Annotated in this window: 18 protein-coding genes and 3 rRNA genes; 3 read left to right on the forward strand and 18 right to left on the reverse strand. The window is 40.1% G+C overall.

What is annotated here, in order from left to right; translation table 11 throughout:
* Nucleotides 1–44 precede the first annotated feature (44 nt).
* From EDX97_RS06770 to EDX97_RS06785, 4 genes are all read right to left on the reverse strand, one after another.
* Nucleotides 45–797 carry a formate/nitrite transporter family protein gene (locus EDX97_RS06770; protein WP_128520403.1) on the reverse strand — a complete coding sequence of 251 codons (753 nt, stop codon included), beginning with the start codon at nucleotides 795–797 and terminating at the stop codon, nucleotides 45–47.
* 122 nt (nucleotides 798–919) lie between these two features.
* On the reverse strand, nucleotides 920–1,750 hold the full coding sequence (locus EDX97_RS06775; protein WP_128520404.1) for a pyridoxamine kinase: 831 nt from the start codon (nucleotides 1,748–1,750) through the stop codon (nucleotides 920–922).
* A complete protein-coding gene (locus EDX97_RS06780; RefSeq protein WP_128520405.1) occupies nucleotides 1,747–2,976 on the reverse strand; it encodes a hypothetical protein in 1,230 nt (409 codons plus the stop codon). The genes EDX97_RS06775 and EDX97_RS06780 overlap by 4 nt, the downstream gene beginning before the upstream one ends.
* 15 nt (nucleotides 2,977–2,991) lie before the next feature.
* Nucleotides 2,992–3,681, reverse strand: a complete 690-nt coding sequence (locus EDX97_RS06785) for a GTP pyrophosphokinase (RefSeq protein WP_128520406.1) — start codon at nucleotides 3,679–3,681, stop codon at nucleotides 2,992–2,994.
* Nucleotides 3,682–3,730: 49 nt separating this feature from the next.
* On the opposite strand from EDX97_RS06785, the gene EDX97_RS06790 reads away from it, so the two are divergent.
* Nucleotides 3,731–4,711 carry a Gfo/Idh/MocA family protein gene (locus EDX97_RS06790; RefSeq protein WP_128520407.1) on the forward strand — a complete coding sequence of 327 codons (981 nt, stop codon included), beginning with the start codon at nucleotides 3,731–3,733 and terminating at the stop codon, nucleotides 4,709–4,711.
* Nucleotides 4,712–4,722: 11 nt separating this feature from the next.
* Here the strand turns inward: EDX97_RS06790 and EDX97_RS06795 are convergent, their stop codons facing one another.
* From EDX97_RS06795 to EDX97_RS06810, 4 genes are all read right to left on the reverse strand, one after another.
* On the reverse strand, nucleotides 4,723–5,169 hold the full coding sequence (locus tag EDX97_RS06795; protein ID WP_128520408.1) for a GNAT family N-acetyltransferase: 447 nt from the start codon (nucleotides 5,167–5,169) through the stop codon (nucleotides 4,723–4,725).
* Between the two features lie 26 nt (nucleotides 5,170–5,195).
* Nucleotides 5,196–6,737: a hydroxylamine reductase gene (hcp, locus tag EDX97_RS06800; RefSeq protein WP_221175903.1), complete on the reverse strand. Its 1,542-nt coding sequence runs from the start codon at nucleotides 6,735–6,737 to the stop codon at nucleotides 5,196–5,198.
* 108 nt (nucleotides 6,738–6,845) lie between these two features.
* Entirely contained in the window at nucleotides 6,846–7,526 is a 681-nt protein-coding gene (locus tag EDX97_RS06805) for a TMEM164 family acyltransferase (RefSeq protein ID WP_128520409.1), read from the reverse strand.
* Nucleotides 7,523–8,185: a class I SAM-dependent methyltransferase gene (locus EDX97_RS06810; RefSeq protein ID WP_245978018.1), complete on the reverse strand. Its 663-nt coding sequence runs from the start codon at nucleotides 8,183–8,185 to the stop codon at nucleotides 7,523–7,525. Before EDX97_RS06810 ends, EDX97_RS06805 begins: the two co-directional genes overlap by 4 nt.
* Nucleotides 8,186–8,416: 231 nt before the next feature.
* On the opposite strand from EDX97_RS06810, the gene EDX97_RS06815 reads away from it, so the two are divergent.
* Nucleotides 8,417–8,635, forward strand: a complete 219-nt coding sequence (locus EDX97_RS06815) for a hypothetical protein (protein WP_128519420.1) — start codon at nucleotides 8,417–8,419, stop codon at nucleotides 8,633–8,635.
* Between the two features lie 35 nt (nucleotides 8,636–8,670).
* Entirely contained in the window at nucleotides 8,671–10,065 is a 1,395-nt protein-coding gene (locus EDX97_RS06820) for an IS4 family transposase (RefSeq protein ID WP_245978033.1), read from the forward strand.
* A 158-nt stretch (nucleotides 10,066–10,223) separates the two neighbouring features.
* On the opposite strand, the gene glgB is transcribed toward EDX97_RS06820, so the two are convergent.
* From glgB to EDX97_RS06870, 10 genes are all read right to left on the reverse strand, one after another.
* Nucleotides 10,224–12,056: a 1,4-alpha-glucan branching protein GlgB gene (glgB, locus tag EDX97_RS06825; RefSeq protein ID WP_128520412.1), complete on the reverse strand. Its 1,833-nt coding sequence runs from the start codon at nucleotides 12,054–12,056 to the stop codon at nucleotides 10,224–10,226.
* 96 nt (nucleotides 12,057–12,152) lie between these two features.
* A 5S ribosomal RNA gene (gene rrf, locus EDX97_RS06830) occupies nucleotides 12,153–12,266 on the reverse strand.
* Nucleotides 12,267–12,315: 49 nt separating this feature from the next.
* Nucleotides 12,316–15,196, reverse strand: a 23S ribosomal RNA gene (locus EDX97_RS06835).
* Between the two features lie 204 nt (nucleotides 15,197–15,400).
* Nucleotides 15,401–16,939: ribosomal RNA gene (locus EDX97_RS06840) — 16S ribosomal RNA — on the reverse strand.
* The 16S, 23S and 5S rRNA genes sit together here, the layout of an rRNA operon.
* 181 nt (nucleotides 16,940–17,120) lie before the next feature.
* The gene (gene dusB / locus EDX97_RS06845) at nucleotides 17,121–18,077 is read right to left on the reverse strand and encodes a tRNA dihydrouridine synthase DusB (protein ID WP_128520413.1); all 957 of its coding nucleotides are present in this window, start codon (nucleotides 18,075–18,077) and stop codon (nucleotides 17,121–17,123) included.
* Nucleotides 18,061–18,954, reverse strand: coding sequence for an Hsp33 family molecular chaperone HslO (gene hslO, locus EDX97_RS06850; protein ID WP_128520414.1), 894 nt, complete (start codon nucleotides 18,952–18,954; stop codon nucleotides 18,061–18,063). Before hslO ends, dusB begins: the two co-directional genes overlap by 17 nt.
* A gap of 39 nt (nucleotides 18,955–18,993) precedes the next feature.
* Nucleotides 18,994–20,988 (reverse strand): ATP-dependent zinc metalloprotease FtsH, encoded by a 1,995-nt coding sequence (gene ftsH / locus EDX97_RS06855; RefSeq protein ID WP_128520415.1) that lies wholly within the window; start codon nucleotides 20,986–20,988, stop codon nucleotides 18,994–18,996.
* Between the two features lie 12 nt (nucleotides 20,989–21,000).
* On the reverse strand, nucleotides 21,001–21,546 hold the full coding sequence (gene hpt, locus EDX97_RS06860) for a hypoxanthine phosphoribosyltransferase (RefSeq protein ID WP_420534972.1): 546 nt from the start codon (nucleotides 21,544–21,546) through the stop codon (nucleotides 21,001–21,003).
* The gene (gene tilS / locus EDX97_RS06865) at nucleotides 21,543–22,727 is read right to left on the reverse strand and encodes a tRNA lysidine(34) synthetase TilS (RefSeq protein ID WP_128520416.1); all 1,185 of its coding nucleotides are present in this window, start codon (nucleotides 22,725–22,727) and stop codon (nucleotides 21,543–21,545) included. The genes hpt and tilS overlap by 4 nt, the downstream gene beginning before the upstream one ends.
* A 7-nt stretch (nucleotides 22,728–22,734) precedes the next feature.
* Nucleotides 22,735–23,253 carry a hypothetical protein gene (locus EDX97_RS06870; protein ID WP_128520417.1) on the reverse strand — a complete coding sequence of 173 codons (519 nt, stop codon included), beginning with the start codon at nucleotides 23,251–23,253 and terminating at the stop codon, nucleotides 22,735–22,737.
* Nucleotides 23,254–23,262 lie beyond the last annotated feature (9 nt).

The following is a 23,262-nucleotide window of genomic DNA, read 5'->3' on the forward strand; positions in this document are numbered from 1 at the left end:
TATTTGATGTTCGTTTCATATAAAAAAACGTCAATACTTACATATCAACGTTCTTTTGAAGCTAGATAATAAGGAACAGCTACAAATAAGATGCCACCGACCATGTTACCCAACGTAACAAAACACAGATTATAGATACAACCACCAAGGGTAACACTATGACTACACAAAGCAACCATAAAAACCGTCATATTGGCAATACTGTGTTCAAATCCACAAGTGAAGAAAATCAATAAGCACCAGAATATCATAATAAGCTTACCGGATTCGGATTTACATTTGGTACCGCACCATGTCGCAATACAAACCAACGTATTACATAATATTCCCTTCACAAATAAAGGTAACCACGCTGTACTTGTTTTGGCCAACGCCGCTGCATGAAAGGTTTCGGCTGTTGCTCCTGTATTTAAACCCGCAAGATGAAACAGAATGCCTAGTATCATACCACCGGCTAGATTTCCTATCCAACAAAGGATCCAAAACTGCAATACATCTCGAAAAGTTACTTTCCCTTTTAATAAGCCTGCCGTCATGACTAAATTATTTCCTGTAAATAGTTCTGCACCCGCAATGACAACCAAACTTAGTGCCGAGCCAAAACAAGCACCCATCACCAATGATCGAGCAGGAAGACCAGTTAGAGCACCTCCAACTGTAAAACTCAATAATATTCCAAACCCAATATAAGCACCTGCCATCATGGACATCACAAACATACCAACCTTATTTTTTTTCGAAAATCGGATCTTGTTTGTGGCAACATTTGATAACGTTTCATATTCTTCTTTAAACATATTACCCTCTTCCTTTTCTTCTTTTCTTTATTGTATGATATGTGCTTCTTATTTCATGTTGCCTAAATCACATTCGATTATCCAATGGATGAAAAAAACACAACCTGAACATTCGGTTGTGCCTATCCTTTATTTTTTATATTACCTAAATCACAGAGTGTGGATTCAAAATCAACTCCATACCAAGCACGATTTGGATCTTGCATCGTTACATCAATGGTATGTGCCGTATGATCAGAAGCGAGTTGAAATGCTTCTTCCATGGAATACCCTTGTACTAAAGCACCAACGGATGTACTCGCAAATAAATCACCCGTTCCATAGAATATGGCATCATAGTGTTTATTCTGATAAGAAAAATAGGAATTGCCATCAAATCCATATACTCCTGTTTTGCCAGGATATAAGGAAACGCCCGTAATGACTGCGTGTTTGGCTCCCATTTCAATCACTCGATCCAACATCGAACGAATATAATCTACATCATATTCCGATTTATAAGGCATATTGGTCATATAGGCAGCTTCTGTGACATTGGGTACAATAATATCCGCCAACGAACATAGTGTTGTATTTTCTTTGACATATTCTTCATTAAATCCAGCATACAATTCACCATGATCTCCCATGACGGGGTCAATAAATATCAATGGATCATCTTCTTGAAACAAGTGAATGATTTGTTTGACCAATTCTATTTCTTTAAAAGAACCTAAATAACCGGTATAGATGGCATCAAAATGAATATCTTGTTGCTTCCATGTATCCACGATTGCCATCATATGATCAGTCAGATCATAGCTGGTAAAAGTGGGAAAAGCCGTATGACACGACAATAACGTCGTTGGCAAGATGGCACATTCCACCCCCATTGTCGATAACACTGGTAAAGCAATCGTTATGGAGCATTTACCAATACATGAAATATCTTGAATTGTTAGTACACGTTTCATTTGTTTTCCTCTAAAAAGCGATTTAAATATTTCTTATCTCCCGTCTGACTGGCAATCCACTCAAACTCGGTTTGAATAATATCTTTCATTACCCAGGATGGATAAAAACGATCCAATCCTTTACAGCAATTATCCCATAAATACGTTTCTAACGTATCATAGGATTCTTTCTTGTTCTTTAAACAAAAATACCGATAAATCGGTTGATAAATCTTTTGATCTTGTGGGACTTGTATTTGTTCCTTTAATTCTTCTGGCAATTTCATCGATGTGATCGTAGCCATATGATTTAAAAAGATGATTTCCGGGAAATAATATAGCTCATCATTCATAGCTCGTCGAAAATAATGCCATGCCTGTTCATAATTCTTTTCAATAAAATAATGTAAACCAACGACATGATAAAATTCATATACATAATCATCTTCTCGATCTTCTTGTATGATGGGATTTTCTAAAACTTGATTGGCATAGTGTTCAAAAGCAGATGGTTGGATCTTCATGACAATAAACAAACGCGTGATTTGTGTATGAAAAAACAATCGATCATTTTTTCTTTTATACGCTTGATCCAATACATTTTGACAATAGATGGATGCATCGTAATAGGCTTCCCATTGAATCAATAACTTTAAGATCCAAAATTGATTTTGAAGAGCTTTTAAATTCTTTAATCCATACCGATCTAACCATTTCTCATCAATTCGATCCGCAATATGATCATGAATATATTTCAGTAGAAAATACCCACAAATTTCCTGTCCATAATCATCCAACATTTTAAAGCGAACAAGCAAAGCAGAAAATGCATTTGTATTTAATTCTACATCCAATATCCAATTAAAACATTCATATTCAATGGATTCCAAAGCATATTCTTTTACACTTTCCATATCTTTTAGATATTTTTGGAGTCCTTGATAAAAAGCAGGCATATTTTGTTTCTCTAAAAGTTGTAGGAGATCCCGTTTATCTGCCAATGCACGAGAGATGATCTTATCGTCATAATTGAATTCGTAACCCAACTTGCGCAAAAAGAATTCATAGATGTCAGTATCGAATAATTCTTTATTTTGCACCAACAATTTGAATTTGGTTTTGGAACAAATTCCACTCACGAATTCATCCACTGTATAATCAGGATCCTGTCGCATTCGCTTTTTTAATTCAAATTGAATAAAGACACCCAATCTTTTTTTATCTGCATTAGCGATTCCTAATAACACAGTATACGCCCCTTCCTAATCTTCTTTCTTTAGTTCTTCATGTACATGATTCATACGATCATCTAATTCGGCACTGCGATCGGCACAATACATCATTTCATGTGACAATCGTTGTAGCTGTTCCTCATTTAAATTCTTTTTATATCGCATTTTATGTTCTAAGCTAGCCCAGAAATCCATCGCAATGGTTCGTAGTTGAATTTCTACTGGCATATTCTTTGGTTCTTTTTCAGTAAAAATAGGTACTTCCACAATCAAATGTAAACTTCGATACCCATTTTCTTTGGGATTTTTAATATAGTCTTTCTTTTCAATCAAATGAATGTCATCTTGACTTAAAAGACAATCCGCTAAGGTATAGATATCATCCACAAACGAACAAACCACACGAACACCTGCCACATCAAAAATATTCTTCGCAATACTGTCTAGTGAAAATGGTAAATGTTTGCGATTTAATTTATCAATGATACTGTCCCAAGACTTCAATCGGGTATGAATCGACTCAATGGGATTGCCATCGTATTTTATCGAAAATCGAGCATTCAATACATTAAATTTTGTTTCTATTTCCATGATGGCACATTCGTAATTTGTTAAAAAATCTTGGACAGGATCCAAGTTTTCATGAGCAATACGTAGAAATTCATCGATATTGTCTTGTCGATTGATCAACATATGATTTTGTTTGTTTTCATTATTCATAGTTTCAACTTCCTTGTATAATAAGTGTAACACAAAAGGAGGACACAAAATGAAAGTTGCGATGATTGGTACTGGATTTATTGTCCATGAAGCACTCAAATGTTTAAATGATTTACCCATTGATGTAGGTGCTATTTATGCCAAACACAATATACAAGCCGCAAAAGATCTGCAAGATCAATATCATATTCCCCAGGTATATACAAACTATGATCAACTCCTTCAAGAAACGGATTGTGATGTAGTCTATATTGGTTTAGTCAATACCGCTCATTATGAATATGCCAAAAAAGCCGTCTTAGCTAATAAACATGTGATCGTTGAAAAGCCATTTTGTATCCATGCCAACCAATCACAAGAAATTATCACTTTAGCGAAACAAAGAAAGTTGTTTGTGTTTGAAGCTGTGCGTCCTCTTCATACACCAAATTTTCAACAGCTTAGAAAAGACATTCATAAAATTGGTCAAATTAAATGTATTCAGTGTAACTACTCCCAGTATTCTTCTCGCTATGATAAATACAAAAAACAAGAAGTATTACCGGCATTGGATTCAAAATTTTATGGTGGTGCTTTATATGACATTAATGTATACAATCTGAATTTTGTGGTGTCCTTATTTGGAAAACCAAAATCCGTTTCTTATCAGGCAAACATGGGATTTAATGGTGTAGATACTTCCGGTACCGTACTTCTAACGTATTCAGATTTTTATGCCATCTGTACCGGTGCAAAAGATTCAGAAAGTCCAGGTCATGCCATCATCCAAGGTGATAATGGAACGATTGTTTTAGATGATGGCGCAAATTTGATCCAAGGCTATCATTTATGCATACGCAACCAAAAGCCACAAGACATCTATTTAAATACTCAATCCAATTGGATGGCCCATGAATTTTTAGACTTCAAAGAAATGCTTGAAACAAACAATGTGTCAAAAATGGAAAGCTATTTAGAAATATCACAAAACGTAATGGAAACATTAGATCAAGCCATTGCGACCATTCCTTATGGTCAATTAAGAAAATAGGACCGGAATTTTCATTCCGATCCTTTTTTTATCGTAAACTTCATTTGTACATGTTCAATTCCATCTTCTAGAAATGGCTCTGAAGTGACTTGAAATCCTTCTCTTTGATAATAGCCAATCATATACTTTTGTGCTTCGATATATATTTTTTGAGCTGGTATTCGCTTTTGAATCTGAATCAATCCTTCATGAAGGAGTTTTCCACCCCATCCATTGCCACGTTGCATGGTTAAAACACGACCAATTTGCACAACGCCTTTTTCTTTATAGAAAGCACGCAAATAAGCTAAAACACGATTATCCTCTTGGTAGAATACATGCAGACTTTGATAGTCAACATCATCCAAATCTTGATAGACACAATTCTGTTCGACTACAAAAATCGCTGCTCTTGCCTTTAGAATTTCATACAGTTCTACGGTTGTTAATTCATCAAATGATTTTACGACTATATCCATACATTAACTATGTCAATTACAATGGATTATTTCGATAACAATTTCTTCAAATCTTCTTCTGGAGTACTGATTGGACCAATTTGGTATTGATCAACAAGAACTTGTAATACATTTGGTGAAATAAATGCAGGAAGACTAGGTCCAAGCAAGATATTTTTAATACCCAAATGAAGAAGTGTCAATAAAATACAAACGGCCTTTTGTTCATACCAAGATAAAACAAAGGAAAGTGGTAGTTCATTCACATCACAATCGAATGCTTTTGCTAAAGCAACCGCAATCTGAATCGCACTATACGCATCGTTACATTGACCTACATCCATGATACGAGGGAAACCAGCAACCGTTCCTAAATCTAAATCATTGAAACGATATTTACCACAAGCCAAAGTCAATACAATCGAATCTTTTGGTGTTTGTTTCACAAATTCGGTATAGTAGTTTCTTCCCGCTTTGGCACCATCACATCCACCAACAAGGAAGAAATGACTAATTTTTCCTGCTTTAACCGCTTCAACAATTTCACCCGCATGATCCAAGACAAAATTATGTGCAAATCCAGTCGTTACTTCATGACCGCCATTAATACCTGTCATCTCATGGTCTTCACTATAACCACCCAATTCTAAAGCTTTTTCAATCAATGGTGTGAAATCTTTCTTTTCATCAATGTGTTGCACATCCGGAAAAGAAACAACATCGGTAGTAAAGACACGATCTTTATACGAAAGTCTTGGTGGCATCAAACAGTTCGTTGTAAATAAGATAGGGGCTGGAATCTGATCAAATTCTTTTTGTTGATTTTGCCAGGCTGTTCCAAAATTGCCTTTTAGATGCGCATATTTTTTCAATTCTGGATACGCATGAGCTGGTAACATCTCACCATGTGTATAAATATTGATACCCTTATCTTTTGTTTGTTCCAACAAAAGCTTCAAATCTTTTAAATCATGTCCCGTTACGACAATGAATGGTCCTTTTTCAATGGTCAAAGGTACCGTTGTAGGTACTGGATTACCATAACTTTCTGTATTGGCTTGATCCAACAAAGCCATACATTTTAAATTGATTTCTCCTGTTTTTAATACCAATGGCAATAATTCGTCACCACTTAGATCTTCCCCAATGGCTGCAAGAGCTTGGGCAAAGAAATGATTTACCTCTTGATCTTGGTATCCCAACATAGCTGCATGATGTGCATAGGCTGCCATACCACGAAGTCCAAACAAAATCAAAGACTTCAAGGAACGAATATCTTCATTATATTTCCATACTTGATTTAAGTCATAAATAGATGGTGCATGAACAGCATCAATTTGTTTTTGAATCGATTCAGCATCAAAATTTACATTCGTAATCGTCATAAATAAGCCATCGATCAATATATTCCAAACTGCATCTGATACAGTTTCTTGATCTTTTATTGATTTTGATAGACCAATCAATGCACCCGTCAATTGATCTTGTAAGTGAGCTACTTCCGCAGATTTTCCACAAACACCAGCCTTGCCCATACATCCTTTGCATCCGGCTGTTTGTTCGCATTGAAAACAAAACATTTCGTTCATTAAAATTTCCTCCCTGTTTTTCATCTATGATGATACAGAAAGAAGGAAATAAAGTATGTTGTTTTTACAACCGAATTTAATAATTTTACCAAATAAAAACAATGCATGTTATTCGGATTCATGCACTGTTTTCATGTTTTCTGATTCTTGATTTTTATGATTTTGTTTATACCAGGAACTCGAATTAAACCATATATTTAATGTCATCAAAGAAAAACAAACTACGGATGTTAAATAAATAAAGATAGTCCAAGAATAGCCAATACAAGGAATGAAATCGCGATAAATTGGCAAATTAAATTCAACTTTTGGATTTAAATAAAATAAGTTAATGCCGGCAAATGGATAAACAATTTGATTGATAAAGTAAGCAATCAAACAAAACGCAAAATAGAGGTACGTAGACTGCTTAAAATCATTCAAGTCTCGTTTTGTTTGCATCCATATATGTCCAGCCACCCATCCTACAAAAACAATATAAATATGCCAGAAATACGAATGCAGATTGAAAATAAATCGTGGCCAAACTAAAAATGGACATCCCAGTAAACCTGCCCATGCGCCTACTGTGGAATATGTCATTAAATAACACAATAAGCGATTTTGATATTTCTTTTTTCCATAACCAATCGCAAAGCACAAATACATAGGAATACTACAAATTTGAAAAGGAAAATGCCACCATAAATAATGACCAACCACATAGGTTAAATAAATTTGCTTCCAAATTTCTAGTACACATAAAATCCATGCGCTTATACGAAAAAAGTGGATCTGTTTTTTTGTCATACTACATCATCACTACTTACTCTTAACACCCAATATCCTTTATCCCGTTTGACTCGAGATACCGAATATTTCGTTGCCAAATAATCCTGTGCACTGGCTGCTCCATGTTGTTTTCGCATAACGATCCATAGATGATTTGTACAATGTGCCATAGCTTCATCAAACAGGCGATAAATTGTCTTTTTACCCGCTCGAATCGGTGGATTTAAAACAACACAATCATATGTACCCGATTGGACTCCATCACTACAAAGTACATTTCCGGACAGACCATTCTTTTGTAGATTTCTTTTCGTCAATTGTACAGCTTTCTCATTCACATCAATGCATGTCAGATCACAATGCCAGAACGTACCTAATACCACCCCAACAGGACCAATACCACAACCTAGATCCAAAACATGAGAACAAGAAGATTCATTCTCAAGAATTGCTTCTAACAAAATTCTTGTTCCGGTATCCAATCGATCTTTTGAAAAAACACCACTATTGCTTTCGAGCATAAATGCATGATCTTGGATCGTAAAGGAAATTGTGCTTGGTTTATGTTTTTGAGATGCATCGTTTTCAAAATACTGTACCATATGTACATTATAAACGAATAAGACATTTGTTACAAACACATCACAAAAGTCATATTCCCAATCAAAAAATAACATATTTCCAAAGAAATGGTATAAACAGTTTCCCTTACTTAACTAAAAAAGACCGATTTCTCGGTCAATGGTGTCAACCTAAGAATGATTAGTTTGACACCATTTTTTATTTCCTTCTAGTTTTTAAACAATTAAAAGAAATGTCTAAAATATATATTTATAGTTAAGTATATAGACTATAAATATTTATATATAAGCCTTTATAATATAGTTAAGTATAAAGGAGGGCTTTCTATGTTTGTACGGGTTATTCCAAACAATAAGGGTAAGAAAATGACCTATTTCTGTGACCTTGTCGAATCTTTCCGTGATGAAAATGGTGTCTCTAAACATCGTGTTGTAGTTAAGCTCGGTCAATTTGATGCAAAACATCTTCCTTATCTTCGTGCGGCTTTTGCCAAGGATCCTGAAGCAACTTTTTTAAAAGAGAAGGTGAAATACACAAAACAATAAAGAATCTATTGTATATTGTAANATCTATTGCTTCTTTGTTCTCCTGGTTTGGTCGTTTTATCAAATCCGAACAAGTACGTGAGGCAGCTCGTAAATCTCCCCATGATTTTATTCGCAGATACAAGTTTCCGTGGTATGACGTTCTTCTCTTCCTCATCTTTCGTAACCGGGATTGTATTGGTTCAGAATTAAGTCATTATTATTCCTGTATCGGGTTGCCGGCTCGCCGAATCAGCCGTCAAGCTGCTTTCAAAGCTATTCGTAAAGTAGATCCATCTGTCTTTAAACTTCTGATCCATAAATTGGCGGAACGTTTTTATCAATCGAAATTGGTGAAGACTTATAAAGGGTATCTTCTGTTGGCAGAAGATGGGACAACGTTGAATCTCTATAAAACGGATGAATCTCTTCAACGGTATGGATTCGTCAAGAATCAAAATGCACGCAATGCATTCCAAGCAGCAAAATCGACATCCCGTTCAGCTGCTCTTTATGATGTGACGAATGGATTGATCGTCGATTTCCAGATGAAAAGATTTAAAGATTCGGAGATACCTATTGCCATCGAACAATTGAAATATTTATCTCTGATGAATGGATATCCAGGCATTTATCTGGCAGACCGGTATTATGACAGTGTCGAATTATTTTCTATTTTAGAAAGTCATGGCCTGAAATATTGTATACGGGCCAAATCCAATTTCTTTAAGCATTATATCGAGAAGATGAAATCAAATGATGAATGGATCAAAGTAAAGGTTGATAAGGTCTGGCAGAAACGATTGAAATATGAGCAGCCAAGAGAACGGTTTTCGAAAGATCCCTATATAAAGATTCGCGTGGTGAGGTATCACTATATCGTGAACAAAAACAATCAGACGACCACTGTCGATCTAATGTATTTTACCAACCTAAGTAAAGACGAGTTTTCTTCAAGTGACATCGTTTATCTTTACAACAGGCGTTGGGATATTGAGAATAGTTACAAGATTTTGAAAAGCAATCAGGAATGGGAACGCTATTTCAGCAAGGAATGTGACAGCGAGAGATCTTCAATCTACGCAAAAGTACTGTTTCATAATTTAAGTGGTATCGTACAAAAAGAGATGGATAAAGAATTGTATGAAAATCATCCAAAAAAAACCAAATATGGTTATAAGATCAACCGAAAACATCTCAATAATTTGCTTCGGGACGAAAAAATATTGAGATGGATGCGCAATGAGAACCAGAAAAAGATACAAAAAATCATGGAACTGATAAGTAAGATCATTAATAAGATCAAAGTACCTGTCCGTCCCGGCAGGCACTATAAGAGGTGGGGCAGGGTCATCTCTCAGAGCAAGCCGATGCGTTTTCGATTGGATGGACGAGAATGGCCAAATACCATATCATGGAACGGCAGACTGATGACGATCAAGCCCCGTTAAGAATATGATATCTTATATGTGAAAAATTTCCAATCAGGTATGAGTTTTCATATACGCTTTTTTTCGCTGATCAGCAAGAATCGTGTGGTTAAGTCAGTCACAGAAAAAGATGCCAACCTAATCATTCTTAGGTTGACACCATTGACCGATTTCTCGGTCTATTTTTTATTAACTTCAAAAATAGTTGCTCCTAAACTAGGAACGTTACATTCAATCATGAATGGTTTACCATTACGTGATAAACGAACTGCATGACATTTTTGTGGTTTATCATCTTTGTAGTTGCCATTATATTTTGACCATTCCGTATTTAATACTTCTTTGTATTCACCCATAGAAGCGACACCAAATTGTTGATGATCATAAGGATTCGTTGAGAAGTTTAGGATAATGACATAATCCTTATCCGTTCCTTTACGAATATAGGAGAACATATTGTGTGTCGCATTATCCGCATCGATCCATTCAAACGATTCTGGTGAATAATCATTTTTCCAGAACGCATCATTTTCAACATATAACTTTCCAAGATCTTGGAAGAAATGATTAAATGCATCATGCATTGGATACTCCAACAAGAACCAATCACAACTCTTCGTTTCATCCCATTCACGCAATTGGCCAATTTCATTACCCATGAAATTTAATTTCTTACCTGGATGTGTAAACATGTAGGCATAAATAGCACGTGCTTGCGCAAATTTATCTTCATAACTACCCCACATCTTATCCACAATGGTCGCTTTTCCATGGACCACTTCATCATGCGAGAAGACGTTCATAAATCGTTCCGAATAGAAATAAGCCATAGAGAAAGTAATGGAATTTTGATGCCACTGACGATAAATTGGATCTTTCTTACAATAATTTAAAGTATCGTTCATCCATCCAAGATCCCATTTATAATCAAATCCTAAACCACCATCTAAAGTGGATCTTGTTACATTTGGGAAATCTGTCGAATCTTCAGCAATCAGCATGATCTTACCATCATGTTCTTTATGCAGATTGAAATTCATGCGTTTCATGAAGTTGCAAGCTCCCTCATTGACACCATTTCGTTTATCACCTTGCCAGAAGATTGCATTGGAGATGGCATCCATACGTAAACCATCAAAATGATAGATATCGATCCAGAAATTCGCAGCGCTCATTAAAAAACTACGTACTTCTTCTTTCCATAGATCAAAATTATAGGTATCCCATTGCGAATAGGCATCGGCTGGTTTGGCATATTCATACAGTGGTGTACCATCATACATGGCTAGGGCATAATTATCTTTCACAAAATGAACGGGTACAAAATCCATGATCACACCAATTCCGGCATTGTGTAAGGCATTCACAAAATGCATGAGTTCATGGTTTGTTCCATAACGTGACGTGCTTGAAAAATATCCTGTACATTGATAGCCCCATGAACCATCAAATGGATATTCACACAATGGCATCATTTCCACATGGGTAAAATGATGTTTTTTACAGTGCTCGATCAAATCTTGTTCGATTTCATGATAATGAACAAACGTTTCGGGATCTTCATCCGGTTTTTTCCATGAACCAACATGGATCTCATAAATATTGACTGGAGAATCAAATCCTTTATTTCTTTGATCTAACCATTTTTGATCGGTCCATTTATCATAGGATAAATCCGAAATGATACTTGCGGTATTGGGTCTTAATTCGCTATAAAAAGCATAGGGATCCATCTTATCTACAATGGTTCCAGTGGCTTGAGTAATGCGGTATTTATAGGATTGGCCCGGTTTGGCATTCGATACATCTGCTTCCCAAATTCCATGCGCATCCTTTTTCATAGTATTTTCTTTGTCATCCCAATTATTAAAAGCACCGATGACCGAAATATTTTTTGCATTTGGTGCATATACCGCAAAATGAACGCCTGCTTTCGTTAGGTGTGCACCAAATATATCGTAGGCTTTGATTTCGTTCCCTTCGAAAAAAGCTTGAACTTTCTTTTGGTCCATAAGAAGTCCTCCTTAAACATATTTATTATATTATAAATGATATGTTTTTGAAATATTGAAAGGGCTTTATTTCTTTATGAATTTCAAAAAAAAAGGACCCGGCAGCGTGCTATGTTCGCAGGGGCAGGCCCAACTATCTTCGCCGCGGGAGTGCTTAACTTCTGTGTTCGGGATGTCAACAGGTGTATCCACTCCGCTATCGCTACCGGATCCTTTGAGAGATGCTCTCTCAAAATCGAACAACGCTTCCGACTCTTCTCAGATCAAGTCCTCGACCGATTAGTACCAGTCAACTCCGTACATCGCTGTACTTCCATCCCTGGCCTATCTACCTTATCGTCTTTAAGGGGTCTTACTTCTTGGGAGATCTCATCTTGGAGTAGGCTTCGTGCTTAGATGCTTTCAGCGCTTATCCTTTCCCTGCTTAGCTACCCGGCTGTGCTCCTGGCGGAACAACCGGTGCACCAGCGGCAGGTCCATCCCGGTCCTCTCGTACTGAGGACAGCTCTCCTCAGATCTCCAACGCCCACAACAGATAGGGACCGAACTGTCTCACGACGTTCTGAACCCAGCTCGCGTACCGCTTTAATGGGCGGACAGCCCAACCCTTGGAACCGAATCCAGCTCCAGGATGCGATGAGCCGACATCGAGGTGCCAAACCTCGCCGTCGATGTGAACTCTTGGGCGAGATCAGCCTGTTATCCCCAGGGTAGCTTTTATCCGTTGAGCGACGGCCCTTCCATTCGGCACCGCCGGATCACTAATCCCGACTTTCGTCCCTGTTCGACCTGTTTGTCTCACAGTCAAGCACGCTTCTGCATTTGCACTCGACGATTGGTTTCCATCCAATCTGAGCGTACCTTTGGGCGCCTCCGTTACTCTTTGGGAGGCGACCGCCCCAGTCAAACTGCCTGCCTGACACGGTCCCCGGTCCCGCTCAGGGACCTGGGTTAGAACTCCGATCGCACAAGAGTGGTATCCCACCGGCGACTCCTCGTATTCTGGCGAACACGTCTCTCTGTCTCCCACCTATCCTGTACGTCTACGACCAAAGTTCAATATCAAGCTGCAGTAAAGCTCCATGGGGTCTTTCCGTCTAGTTGCGGGTAACCTGCATTTTCACAGGTACTAAGATTTCACCGAGTCTGCTGCCGAGACAGCGCCCAAATCGTTACACCTTTCGTGCGGGTCAGAACTTACCTGACAAGGAATTTCGCTACCTTAGGACCGTTATAGTTACGGCCGCCGTTCACTGGGGCTTCAACTCACTGCTTCCTCTTTCGATTCACAGATCCTCTTAACCTTCCAGCACCGGGCAGGTGTCACCCTCTATACTTCGCCTTGCGGCTTCGCAGAGAGCTGTGTTTTAGTTAAACAGTCGCTTGGGCCTCTTCACTGCGGCTCTTTCGAGCACTCCTTCTCGCTAACTTACGGAGTCATTTTGCCGAGTTCCTTGGCAACAGTTCTCTCGCTCACCTCGGGATACTCTCCCTGCCCACCTGTGTCGGTTTTGGTACGGGCCGGACATACATTGCTAGAAGCTTTTCCTGGAAGCCGGTCCGCATGTCTTCGCTACTCGATCGCTCTTTCGCTTCCCTGTCACGTCTTCACGTTCCGATGACCGGATTTGCCTGGTCATCCGCTACCTCGCTTCGCCCTCAATCCGTTAAGAGGGTCATGCTTCCCGTCTCCGTCACTCCTTCGCTCTACATCCGGGTGCAGGAATATCTGCCTGCTTTCCATCCGCTACGCCTTTCGGCCTCGCGTTAGGTCCCGACTTACCCAGGGCGGACGAACCTTCCCCTGGAATCCTTGGGCTTTCGGTGTGAAGGATTCTCACCTTCATCTCGCTACTCACACCGGCATTCTCGCTTCCATGCGGTCCACCGCTCCTCTCGGTACGGCTTCTTCCTGCATGCAACGCTCCCCTACCACATCTTTACGATATCCGCAGTTTCGGTATCCGGCTTAGCCCCGGTACATTTTCGGCGCAGGGTCACTCGACTAGTGAGCTGTTACGCACTCTTTCAAGGATGGCTGCTTCTGAGCCAACCTCCTAGTTGTCTGTGCATCCCCACTTCCTTTTCCACTTGGCCGGAATTTTGGGACCTTAACTGGCGATCTGGGCTGTTTCCCTCTTGACCATGGACTTTATCACTCACGGTCTGACTGCCGTGCATCCTGTTCGGCATTCGGAGTTTGATTGAGTTCAGTACCCCGGGATGGGGCCATCACTCATTCAGTGCTCTACCTCCGATCAGGTTCTTCACGACGCTAGCCCTAAAGCTATTTCGGGGAGAACCAGCTATCTCCGGGTTCGATTGGAATTTCTCCCCTAGCCACAAGTCATCCGCCAGCTTTTCAACGATGGTCGGTTCGGTCCTCCATTCAGTTTCACCTGAACTTCAACCTGCTCATGGCTAGATCACCCGGTTTCGGGTCTGCGATGTTCTACTTCCGCCCTATTCAGACTCGCTTTCGCTGCGGCTCCGCGTTTTCCCGCTTAACCTCGCATCTCATCGCAACTCGCCGGTTCATTCTACAAAAGGCACGCCATCACCCTTCAACGGGCTCTGACTTCTTGTAGGCATACGGTTTCAGGTTCTCTTTCACTCCGCTCCCGCGGTTCTTTTCACCTTTCCCTCACGGTACTGGTCCACTATCGCTCACTCAACTATATTTAGCCTTGGCGGATGGTCCCGCCTGCTTCCGACAAGATTCCTCGTGTCTCGCCGTACTCAGGATCCTGCCCGCTTCCTTTCGCATGTCGTCTACGGGGCTTGCACCCTCTTCGGCCGCGCTTCCAATCGCGTTCCACTATGCTCCATTCGTCTTTGGCAGTCCTTCAACCCCGTCCCTCGGGACGGTTTGGGCTGGTCCCCTTTCGCTCGCCGCTACTCAGGGAATCATTCTTATTTTCTTCTCCTGCGGGTACTTAGATGTTTCAGTTCCCCGCGTACCTCTCATATCCCTATGGATTCAGAATATGATGACCGATCTTCTATCGGCCGGGTTCCCCCATTCGGATATCGATGGATCTTCGCTCCCTAACAGCTCCCCGTCGCTTTTCGCAGTTTGGCACGTCCTTCTTCAGTATTGAGTGGCCAGGCATTCGCCGTACGCCCTTCCTTGCTTGATCTTGGTTCTCTTCGTGTTTTCTTCGAGATTCTTCAGAACTGTTCTACTACTGTTTATGAAATCTTCTTCACTAAACGTTATAGACCTTCTGTTGTCTTCTTCGTTGTTCGATTTTCAAAGATCATCTCTGAGAAATCTTCCGATCTCTCAAAACTGATCAGGAATCCTTTTCGCACATCTCTCTGTACACTTGCTTTCTCCTTAGAAAGGAGGTGATCCATCCCCACGTTCCCGTAGGGATACCTTGTTACGACTTAACCCCAGTCATCGGTCCTACCTTCGACGGCTCACTCCCTAAGGTTATGCCACCGGCTTCGGGTATTACTGACTCCCATGGTTTGACGGGCGGTGTGTACAAGGCCCGAGAACGTATTCACCGCGACATGCTGATTCGCGATTACTAGCGATTCCAACTTCATGGAGTCGGGTTGCAGACTCCAATCCGAACTGGGACGGACTTTTCGGGATTCGCTCCAGGTCGCCCTGTCGCTGCCCTCTGTATCCGCCATTGTAGTACGTGTGTGGCCCAGGCCATAAGGGGCATGATGATTTGACGTCATCCCCACCTTCCTCCGGTTTGTCACCGGCAGTCTGATATGAGTCCCTAACTTGATACTGGTAACATATCACAAGGGTTGCGCTCGTTGCGGGACTTAACCCAACATCTCACGACACGAGCTGACGACAACCATGCACCACCTGTCTCCCTGATAGCCTCCGATACATCTCTGCATCTTTGCAGGGGATGTCAAGGCCTGGTAAGGTTCTTCGCGTTGCTTCGAATTAAACCACATACTCCACCGCTTGTGCGGGCCCCCGTCAATTCCTTTGAGTTTCACACTTGCGTGCATACTCCCCAGGCGGAGAACTTATTGCGTTGACTGCGGCACTGAGTTATTCCCCCAACACCTAGTTCTCATCGTTTACGGCGTGGACTACTAGGGTATCTAATCCTATTTGCTCCCCACGCTTTCGTACTTCAGCGTCAGTTGCAGACCAGGCGACCGCCTTCGCCACCGGTGTTCTTCCATATATCTACGCATTTTACCGCTACACATGGAGTTCCATCGCCCTCTTCTGCACTCCAGCCGGACAGTTTCCAGTGCAGTGCTGCAGTTGAGCTGCAGCCTTTCACACCAGACTTATCTGGCCGCCTACGTACCCTTTACGCCCAATCATTCCGGATAACGCTCGCCACCTACGTATTACCGCGGCTGCTGGCACGTAGTTAGCCGTGACTTTCTGGCGAGATACCATCAAACCGGAAGCATTCCCTCTTCCTGTCCTTTTTCTCTCGCAACAGAGCTTTACAATCCGAAGACCGTCTTCACTCACGCGGCATTGCTCGTTCAGGGTTCCCCCCATTGACGAAAATTCCCTACTGCTGCCTCCCGTAGGAGTTTGGGCCGTGTCTCAGTCCCAATGTGGCCGTTCGCCCTCTCAGGTCGGCTATGCATCGTCGCCTTGGTGGGCCGTTACCTCACCAACTGGCTAATGCACCGCAGGTCCATCCATGTCCAGGGCCGTGGCCCCTTTAACATATCGAAGATGCCTTCCATATGCCTATCCGGTTTTAGCAGTCGTTTCCAACCGTTGTCCCGGGTACATGGGCAGGTTACCTACGTGTTACTCACCCGTTCGCCACTGATCCGGAAGATGCAAGCACCTTCCTTCTCCGTTCGACTTGCATGTATTAGGCATGCCGCCAGCGTTCATCCTGAGCCAGGATCAAACTCTTCATTTGATTTAGCTCTACGATGTCTCTGACATCTTTTTTTCCTTTTCGAAATTGACGTGTTTCTTGGTTTCCTGTTCAGTTTTCAAAGATCGTCACGCTTTCGCGTGCTCAGTTATATTATCAAATCTATCCCCCTTCTGCAACCCCTTTTTTAATAAAATTTCATGTAAGCGCATTCAACTTATTTTTAGCCTTCATACGCTTCTAAAATGGCATACAAATCATCTAAACTCTGCATCTTCGAACAACGATCCTTAAATGCATGCGAATTGGGTAATCCCTTAAAATACCAACTAGCCAATCCGCGCATTTCACCTATGGCTACTTTTTCACCTTTATATGCTGCTAATAACATGGCATGTTGCCAACACATATCCATTCGTTGTTTATTGGAATGCTCGCTTTCTTTTCCATTGACACAATCTTGAATCAAAAAAGGATTTCCCACAATACCACGACCAATCATGACTGCATCACAACCCGTTTGATCCTGGATATCCCAGTAATCCTTTACACTACGCACATCGCCATTCCCAATGACTGGTATGGAAACCGCCTCTTTTACCGCTTTGATATAGTCCCAATTGGCTTTTCCTTCATACATCTGCGATCGTGTACGACCATGAACCGCGATAGCTTGTACACCCACAGATTCCAAGGCTTTCGCTAATTCTACACAATTGATATGTTCTTGATCAAAACCAATTCGCATTTTTACCGTTACCGGCTTATTTACAGCATGTACAAGCGCATCCATGAGTTCTTTGGCATAATCTATGTCTTTCATCAAATACGAGCCTGCATGCGCTTTTATGACCTTGTTTACAGGACATCCCATATTAAAGTCAATGATATCGCAATCCGTTTGTGTATCGAGATATTTTCCCGCATAGACAACCGATTCAATATCATGTCCAAATAGTTGAAAGCTTAATGGATGCTCGTCTGGATTGCTAATACACATTGCTTCTGTTTTTTTCGAACCATAAAACAATGCCTTATCACTGACCATTTCATTGCACACCAAACCCGCACCCAAAGCTTTACTAATTTTTCGAAACGCAATATTGGAAATGCCCGCCATAGGAGCCACGACTACATTGTTCGCTAAAGTTACATTGCCAATCTTAACTACGTGTGGCATGTTTCATCTCCAAAATATCCACCAATTCTTGTTCACTGAATTGATACACTTCATTGCAGAAGTTACAAGTAACTTCTGCACCATGATCTTCATGAATCATCGCTTCCAAATCACGATCGGCAATGGTCGATAAAGCACGTGCCATTCTTTCCTTCGAACAAGGGCACCAATACTGAATAGCTTGTGTACTAAGGATCTGTACATCTTCAAACATGTCGATAGCTAATTGTTCCAAACTTGAATCATCATATTCTTGCATAATTTGTGACATAGGTTTTAGTCCTTGAAGAACATGTTCACAAATGGAAATATCCGTTTCGGTTGCATCTGGCAACATTTGAATGATCATGGCGCCACTCGAAACAATATTATGATCCGGAGCCACTAGTACACCCACATCGACAGCCGTAGGAATTTGCTCACTTAAAGTAAAATAATACGCAAAATCTTCCCCAATCTCACCCGATTGTAAAGCGACTGTACCTGTCCAATTCTCTTCCATGTGCAAATCTTTGGTGACAGTCAACGTTCCATTGGTACCAACAACTCCACCAACATCCAAATGTCCATTTTCATTCTTTTGCGTTGGCACATGGGGATTCGATACAAAGCCACGTACATTGCCATTCGCATAGGCATCGACCATGACTGTACCAATAGGTCCATGCCCATTAATGGTAATCGTCAACATTTCTTGATCACTTTTCAACATAGAACCCATCATCGTGCCAACCGATAAAGTTCTTCCTAATGCCGCGGATGCACAAGGATATAAATCAAAACGATCTCGTGCTTCTTGCACCAAATCCGTTGTTCTTGCGATATATAGGCGCACTCGCCCTTGACATACCAATGCCTTTAATAATTGATCTTTCATATATTTTCCTTTCTATAAAAGAAAAGACGCTGAAGGCGTCTAATCTTTTCGTTTTGTGAGTTCATTGAAAGCATCGTCAAGATCTTTCTGATCAATGCCTTTTGGCTCATCTTCTTCTTTTTCTTCTTTTTCCGGTTCTTGTTTCTCGGTTGTTTGATCAGGAACTGGAGGCAAAGATGGCTCTTCTACTTTTTGATTTGGATTTTTCAATTCTCCATAATTCATCAAATTCATGATTTCTTCATTCGTCAAAGTCTCATGTTCATACAAATTCTTCGCGATCAAATCCAATAAATCTCGATTATCTGTTAAAATCTTGCGACACTTAACTTCACACTGATGTACGATTTCACGAACTTCTTTATCAATTTCGCCGGCAACACCTTCCGAATAGGAACCACCTTGCGTATAATCACGACCTAAGAAAACATTTCCTTGTGGATCGGCATATTGGATAGGACCTAAACTAGACATACCATACACACGAACCATGTTCTTAGCTATTTTGGTCAACTGTTCGATATCATTAACGGCACCGGCACTCACTTCACCATACACAAGTTCTTCGGCTGTACGACCACCTAATAAACCCGTAATTTGTGCTAATAATTCACTCTTACGATGGAAGTATTTTTCTTCCTTTGGCGTCATCAAGTTATAACCACCGGCTTCACCACGTGGAATGATCGTAACTTTTTGTACTTTTTCCGCATCCTCTAGCTTCAAACCAATGACCGCATGACCGGCTTCATGATAAGCAACTAATTTCTTATCCATTTCATTGTATTTCTTTGATTTCTTCGCTGGACCCATCATGACACGATCGATGGCTTCATCCAAATCATCCATCGTAATTTGATGTTCCTTATTACGAACCGCTAAAATAGCGCCTTCATTCAATACATTGGCTAAATCCGCACCAGAGAAACCCGGACAACGTTGTGCTAAATTATGCAAAGATACATCGGGTGCTAATTTCTTATTGCGTGCATGTACCTTTAAAATTTCTTCACGACCTCTGATATCTGGTAACGTAACGGTAATACGACGATCAAAACGACCACTACGCAACAAAGCAGGGTCCAAAATATCTGGACGGTTCGTAGCTGCGATAACGACAATACCACTATTATCTGTCATACCATCCATCTCTACCAATAATTGGTTCAATGTCTGTTCACGTTCGTCATTGCCGCCGCCCATACCAGCACCACGCTGACGACCTACTGCATCGATCTCATCAATAAAGATAATACATGGCGCGGCTTTTTGTGCATTCTTGAACATATCACGTACACGACTTGCACCTGTACCAACAAACATTTCTACGAAATCTGAACCAGAAATCGAGAAGAATGGAACATTCGCTTCTCCTGCTACCGCTTTAGCCAGTAAGGTTTTACCAGTTCCAGGAGGACCAACCATCAAAATACCCTTTGGGATATGGGCACCCATATCGGTAAATTTCTTTGGTGATCGCAAGTAGTCAATGATTTCTTTCACTTCTTCTTTTTCTTCTTCGCAACCTGCCACATCTTTAAATCGTGTCTTTACATTTTGTTCCATATTGGCACGTGACTTCGCAAACTCAAAAGCTTTATTTTGCGAACTGCCACCACCCATACGACTAAACATGTAATAGAAGAAAATCGCAACGATCAAAAATGGTAAAAATTGTGCTAATAAATTGACCCAAATATCTCCAGAATGTGGATTGTTGATGGTAATGCTACCACCATCTTTGGACAACGTTTCTTTTAACCAATTGATATTTTCATCTGTATTCGGAACGATAACACTATATTCAACAGGATCATGTCCTTTTTTATGCGTGTCATCATATGTACCAGATACAGTAATCACCGTATCATTGATATCCAAGTTCGAATCATCAAATGTCGCATGCTTACTCAACGATTCAAATTGGGTATAATTCATTTGTACGGTATTGCCTTGTACATTGTATGCCAATAGGCTGACGATTATACAAATAACAAAAATCGTTGGCAAATAATTAAGCCAATTTCGTTTCATAATGCTCCCCCCTTAATCTTCGTAGATTTCCGGTTTCAATACACCAATATATGGTAAATTTCGATATTTTTGATTATAGTCTAAACCATAACCCACAACAAATTCATCAGGCACCGAAAAACCTACATAATCCGCATTGATATCAAAGGTACGACGACTTGGTTTATCCAATAAGGAAACCACTTTGACATCGGTTGCTCCTTTATTTTTAAACATCTTTTTAACTGAAACTAAAGTACGTCCTGTATCGATGATATCTTCTACCAAAAGGATTGGACGTCCTTTTGTCGAAAGGGTCATATCCATATCGATACGTACATCTCCAATCGAACGTGTTCCTTCATACGAGCTAACTTTCATAAAATCAATTTCGCAATCAAACGTAAAATATTTGATCAATTCAGCCATAAAAGGCACACTACCCTTTAACAATCCAACAATAATAGGTACTTGTCCTTTTTTCTGATAATCGGCTTCAATTTGTTGGGCTAATTCTTTACACTTTTTTTCTATTTCTTCTTCACTCACTAACACTTTAGCGACATCGTCTTGTATCATTTCGCATTCTCCTTAAGTAGAGTATATTGTACCATAAACACGTTTGGTTTGGCACTATAATGATTTATGTCACATCCTATTTTTGGTACAAATATCACCTGGTTGTGACAATTTTCGATGACCAACCATCGTTTTCGTATCAAATGGGGGATCTTCCAATCCACAAAAAACCGCGAAACCTTTTTCGTACCAAATCGCATATGGATTTGATCTCCCGGTTGTACCAACCGAATCGTGATTGGAAAATCCGATGGTTTTATATTGACTGACTCAATTTTGGTTCCCGATGTTCGCAGGGAAAATCCTTGAAAATCACCATATTCGATTTGATTCAAATGCATGGGTTGAATCATTTCTTTTTTCATACAATACAACTGATCTTGCCAACGTTCCAACTCATATGCTCCTAAATCAATTACACACGGACCATGAAGTTGTTTGACCATATCCATTAAGAATTTTTTCGCAAAATGCTTATGCGTTTGTTCATAAAGATACACATCTAAAATAAACCATGCTTCCGGATCATCTAACCAATGTAAAGACGAAATTTGTTTTTGGGCCCACAAGCGTTTTTTTTGTAGCTTTTCATTTTGCTCGTTGATTTCTTGCAGCAAAGCTTGTTTCTGCTCTTTTGTATATCCATCTAAAACATGATGACGAATGACATTTCGTGTATAATGATCCGTTAAATTGGATTCATCAATACCATATGGAATGGAATTATCATCACAATATTGTCGCAATTCCATTTTTGTATACTGTAATAAAGGTCGAATAATTCGAAATCCATGTTGATACGAAATAGAAGCCAATCCATATACCTGAGGAATCCGATGATTTTGTTTTTGAAAAATGTACGTTTCTAATACATCATCCAGCTGATGCGCTACATAAATATCCGTTGTTCCCATTTCTTTTGCACAAGAAAAAAAGAAGTCGTAACGAACATGTCGAGCCCATGCTTGAAAGTTTCCGCGATGTATCCATTGTGGAGCTATAGAACGAAACTCCAAATGATATTGATCACAATATTCTTTCACGATCCTCTCATCCCGATTTGCGGTGGGACGTTGATGATAATTCACATGTGCGACACAAATCGCATAGTCCTTCTTTCGTAATTGATCCAATAAAGCCATACTGTCCGGTCCACCCGAACATGCCACTATAATTTTCATGTTCCCATTATAACATTTCTTTGATTCTTTTTTCGACTTCCATGAACAAGGAAGAATCCGTATCTAGATGTGCTTTCACATCAATGATACGTACGGTATTGATCCATTTCGCATCATTCAAATACAATACTGAAACCTTATTCATTCCTGGCACACGTCCTAAACGCATCACATGTTTTTTATGCGCAGCATGTTGATACGCCGATTTACTCCCACTAATAGGAACGATCAACGCTTTATGATGCACGATTGCCAAAATTAAACCAAAATGTTGATAACCAATTTCACATAAATATGCCGATCCATATTCCACAAAACAAATATCACCTTTGCGAATATGTACGCCTAATTCCTGACAACTGGAAATTTGTTTACGATCACACCAATTTAATTTGGAAACCAAATAGGCATAAGCCTCTTGCGGTGATAATTTTTGTAACATTTGTTTTTCACGAGCCTGCGCTTCTTCCCATAATGCGTCCATTCGATCATAGCGCTTAGAAATCAACCAATCCTTTGCTTGCATACAATCATT

It is taken from the genome of Absicoccus porci (genome assembly GCF_003725415.1).
Lineage (GTDB): Bacteria > Bacillota_I > Bacilli_A > Erysipelotrichales > Erysipelotrichaceae > Absicoccus > Absicoccus porci.

Coding starts and splice junctions, on each gene's coding strand:
- hslO (WP_128520414.1), bottom strand. CDS start 18,954: ATGAAAGATCAATTATTAAAGGCATTGGTATGTCAAGGGCGAGTGCGC.
- dusB (WP_128520413.1), bottom strand. CDS start 18,077: ATGCCACACGTAGTTAAGATTGGCAATGTAACTTTAGCGAACAATGTA.
- EDX97_RS06810 (WP_245978018.1), bottom strand. CDS start 8,185: ATGTTATTTTTTGATTGGGAATATGACTTTTGTGATGTGTTTGTAACA.
- EDX97_RS06870 (WP_128520417.1), bottom strand. CDS start 23,253: ATGCAAGCAAAGGATTGGTTGATTTCTAAGCGCTATGATCGAATGGAC.
- EDX97_RS06805 (WP_128520409.1), bottom strand. CDS start 7,526: ATGACAAAAAAACAGATCCACTTTTTTCGTATAAGCGCATGGATTTTA.
- EDX97_RS06790 (WP_128520407.1), top strand. CDS start 3,731: ATGAAAGTTGCGATGATTGGTACTGGATTTATTGTCCATGAAGCACTC.
- hpt (WP_420534972.1), bottom strand. CDS start 21,546: ATGATACAAGACGATGTCGCTAAAGTGTTAGTGAGTGAAGAAGAAATA.
- ftsH (WP_128520415.1), bottom strand. CDS start 20,988: ATGAAACGAAATTGGCTTAATTATTTGCCAACGATTTTTGTTATTTGT.
- tilS (WP_128520416.1), bottom strand. CDS start 22,727: ATGAAAATTATAGTGGCATGTTCGGGTGGACCGGACAGTATGGCTTTA.
- glgB (WP_128520412.1), bottom strand. CDS start 12,056: ATGGACCAAAAGAAAGTTCAAGCTTTTTTCGAAGGGAACGAAATCAAA.
- EDX97_RS06815 (WP_128519420.1), top strand. CDS start 8,417: ATGTTTGTACGGGTTATTCCAAACAATAAGGGTAAGAAAATGACCTAT.
- EDX97_RS06795 (WP_128520408.1), bottom strand. CDS start 5,169: ATGGATATAGTCGTAAAATCATTTGATGAATTAACAACCGTAGAACTG.
- EDX97_RS06770 (WP_128520403.1), bottom strand. CDS start 797: ATGTTTAAAGAAGAATATGAAACGTTATCAAATGTTGCCACAAACAAG.
- EDX97_RS06775 (WP_128520404.1), bottom strand. CDS start 1,750: ATGAAACGTGTACTAACAATTCAAGATATTTCATGTATTGGTAAATGC.
- hcp (WP_221175903.1), bottom strand. CDS start 6,737: ATGAACGAAATGTTTTGTTTTCAATGCGAACAAACAGCCGGATGCAAA.
- EDX97_RS06785 (WP_128520406.1), bottom strand. CDS start 3,681: ATGAATAATGAAAACAAACAAAATCATATGTTGATCAATCGACAAGAC.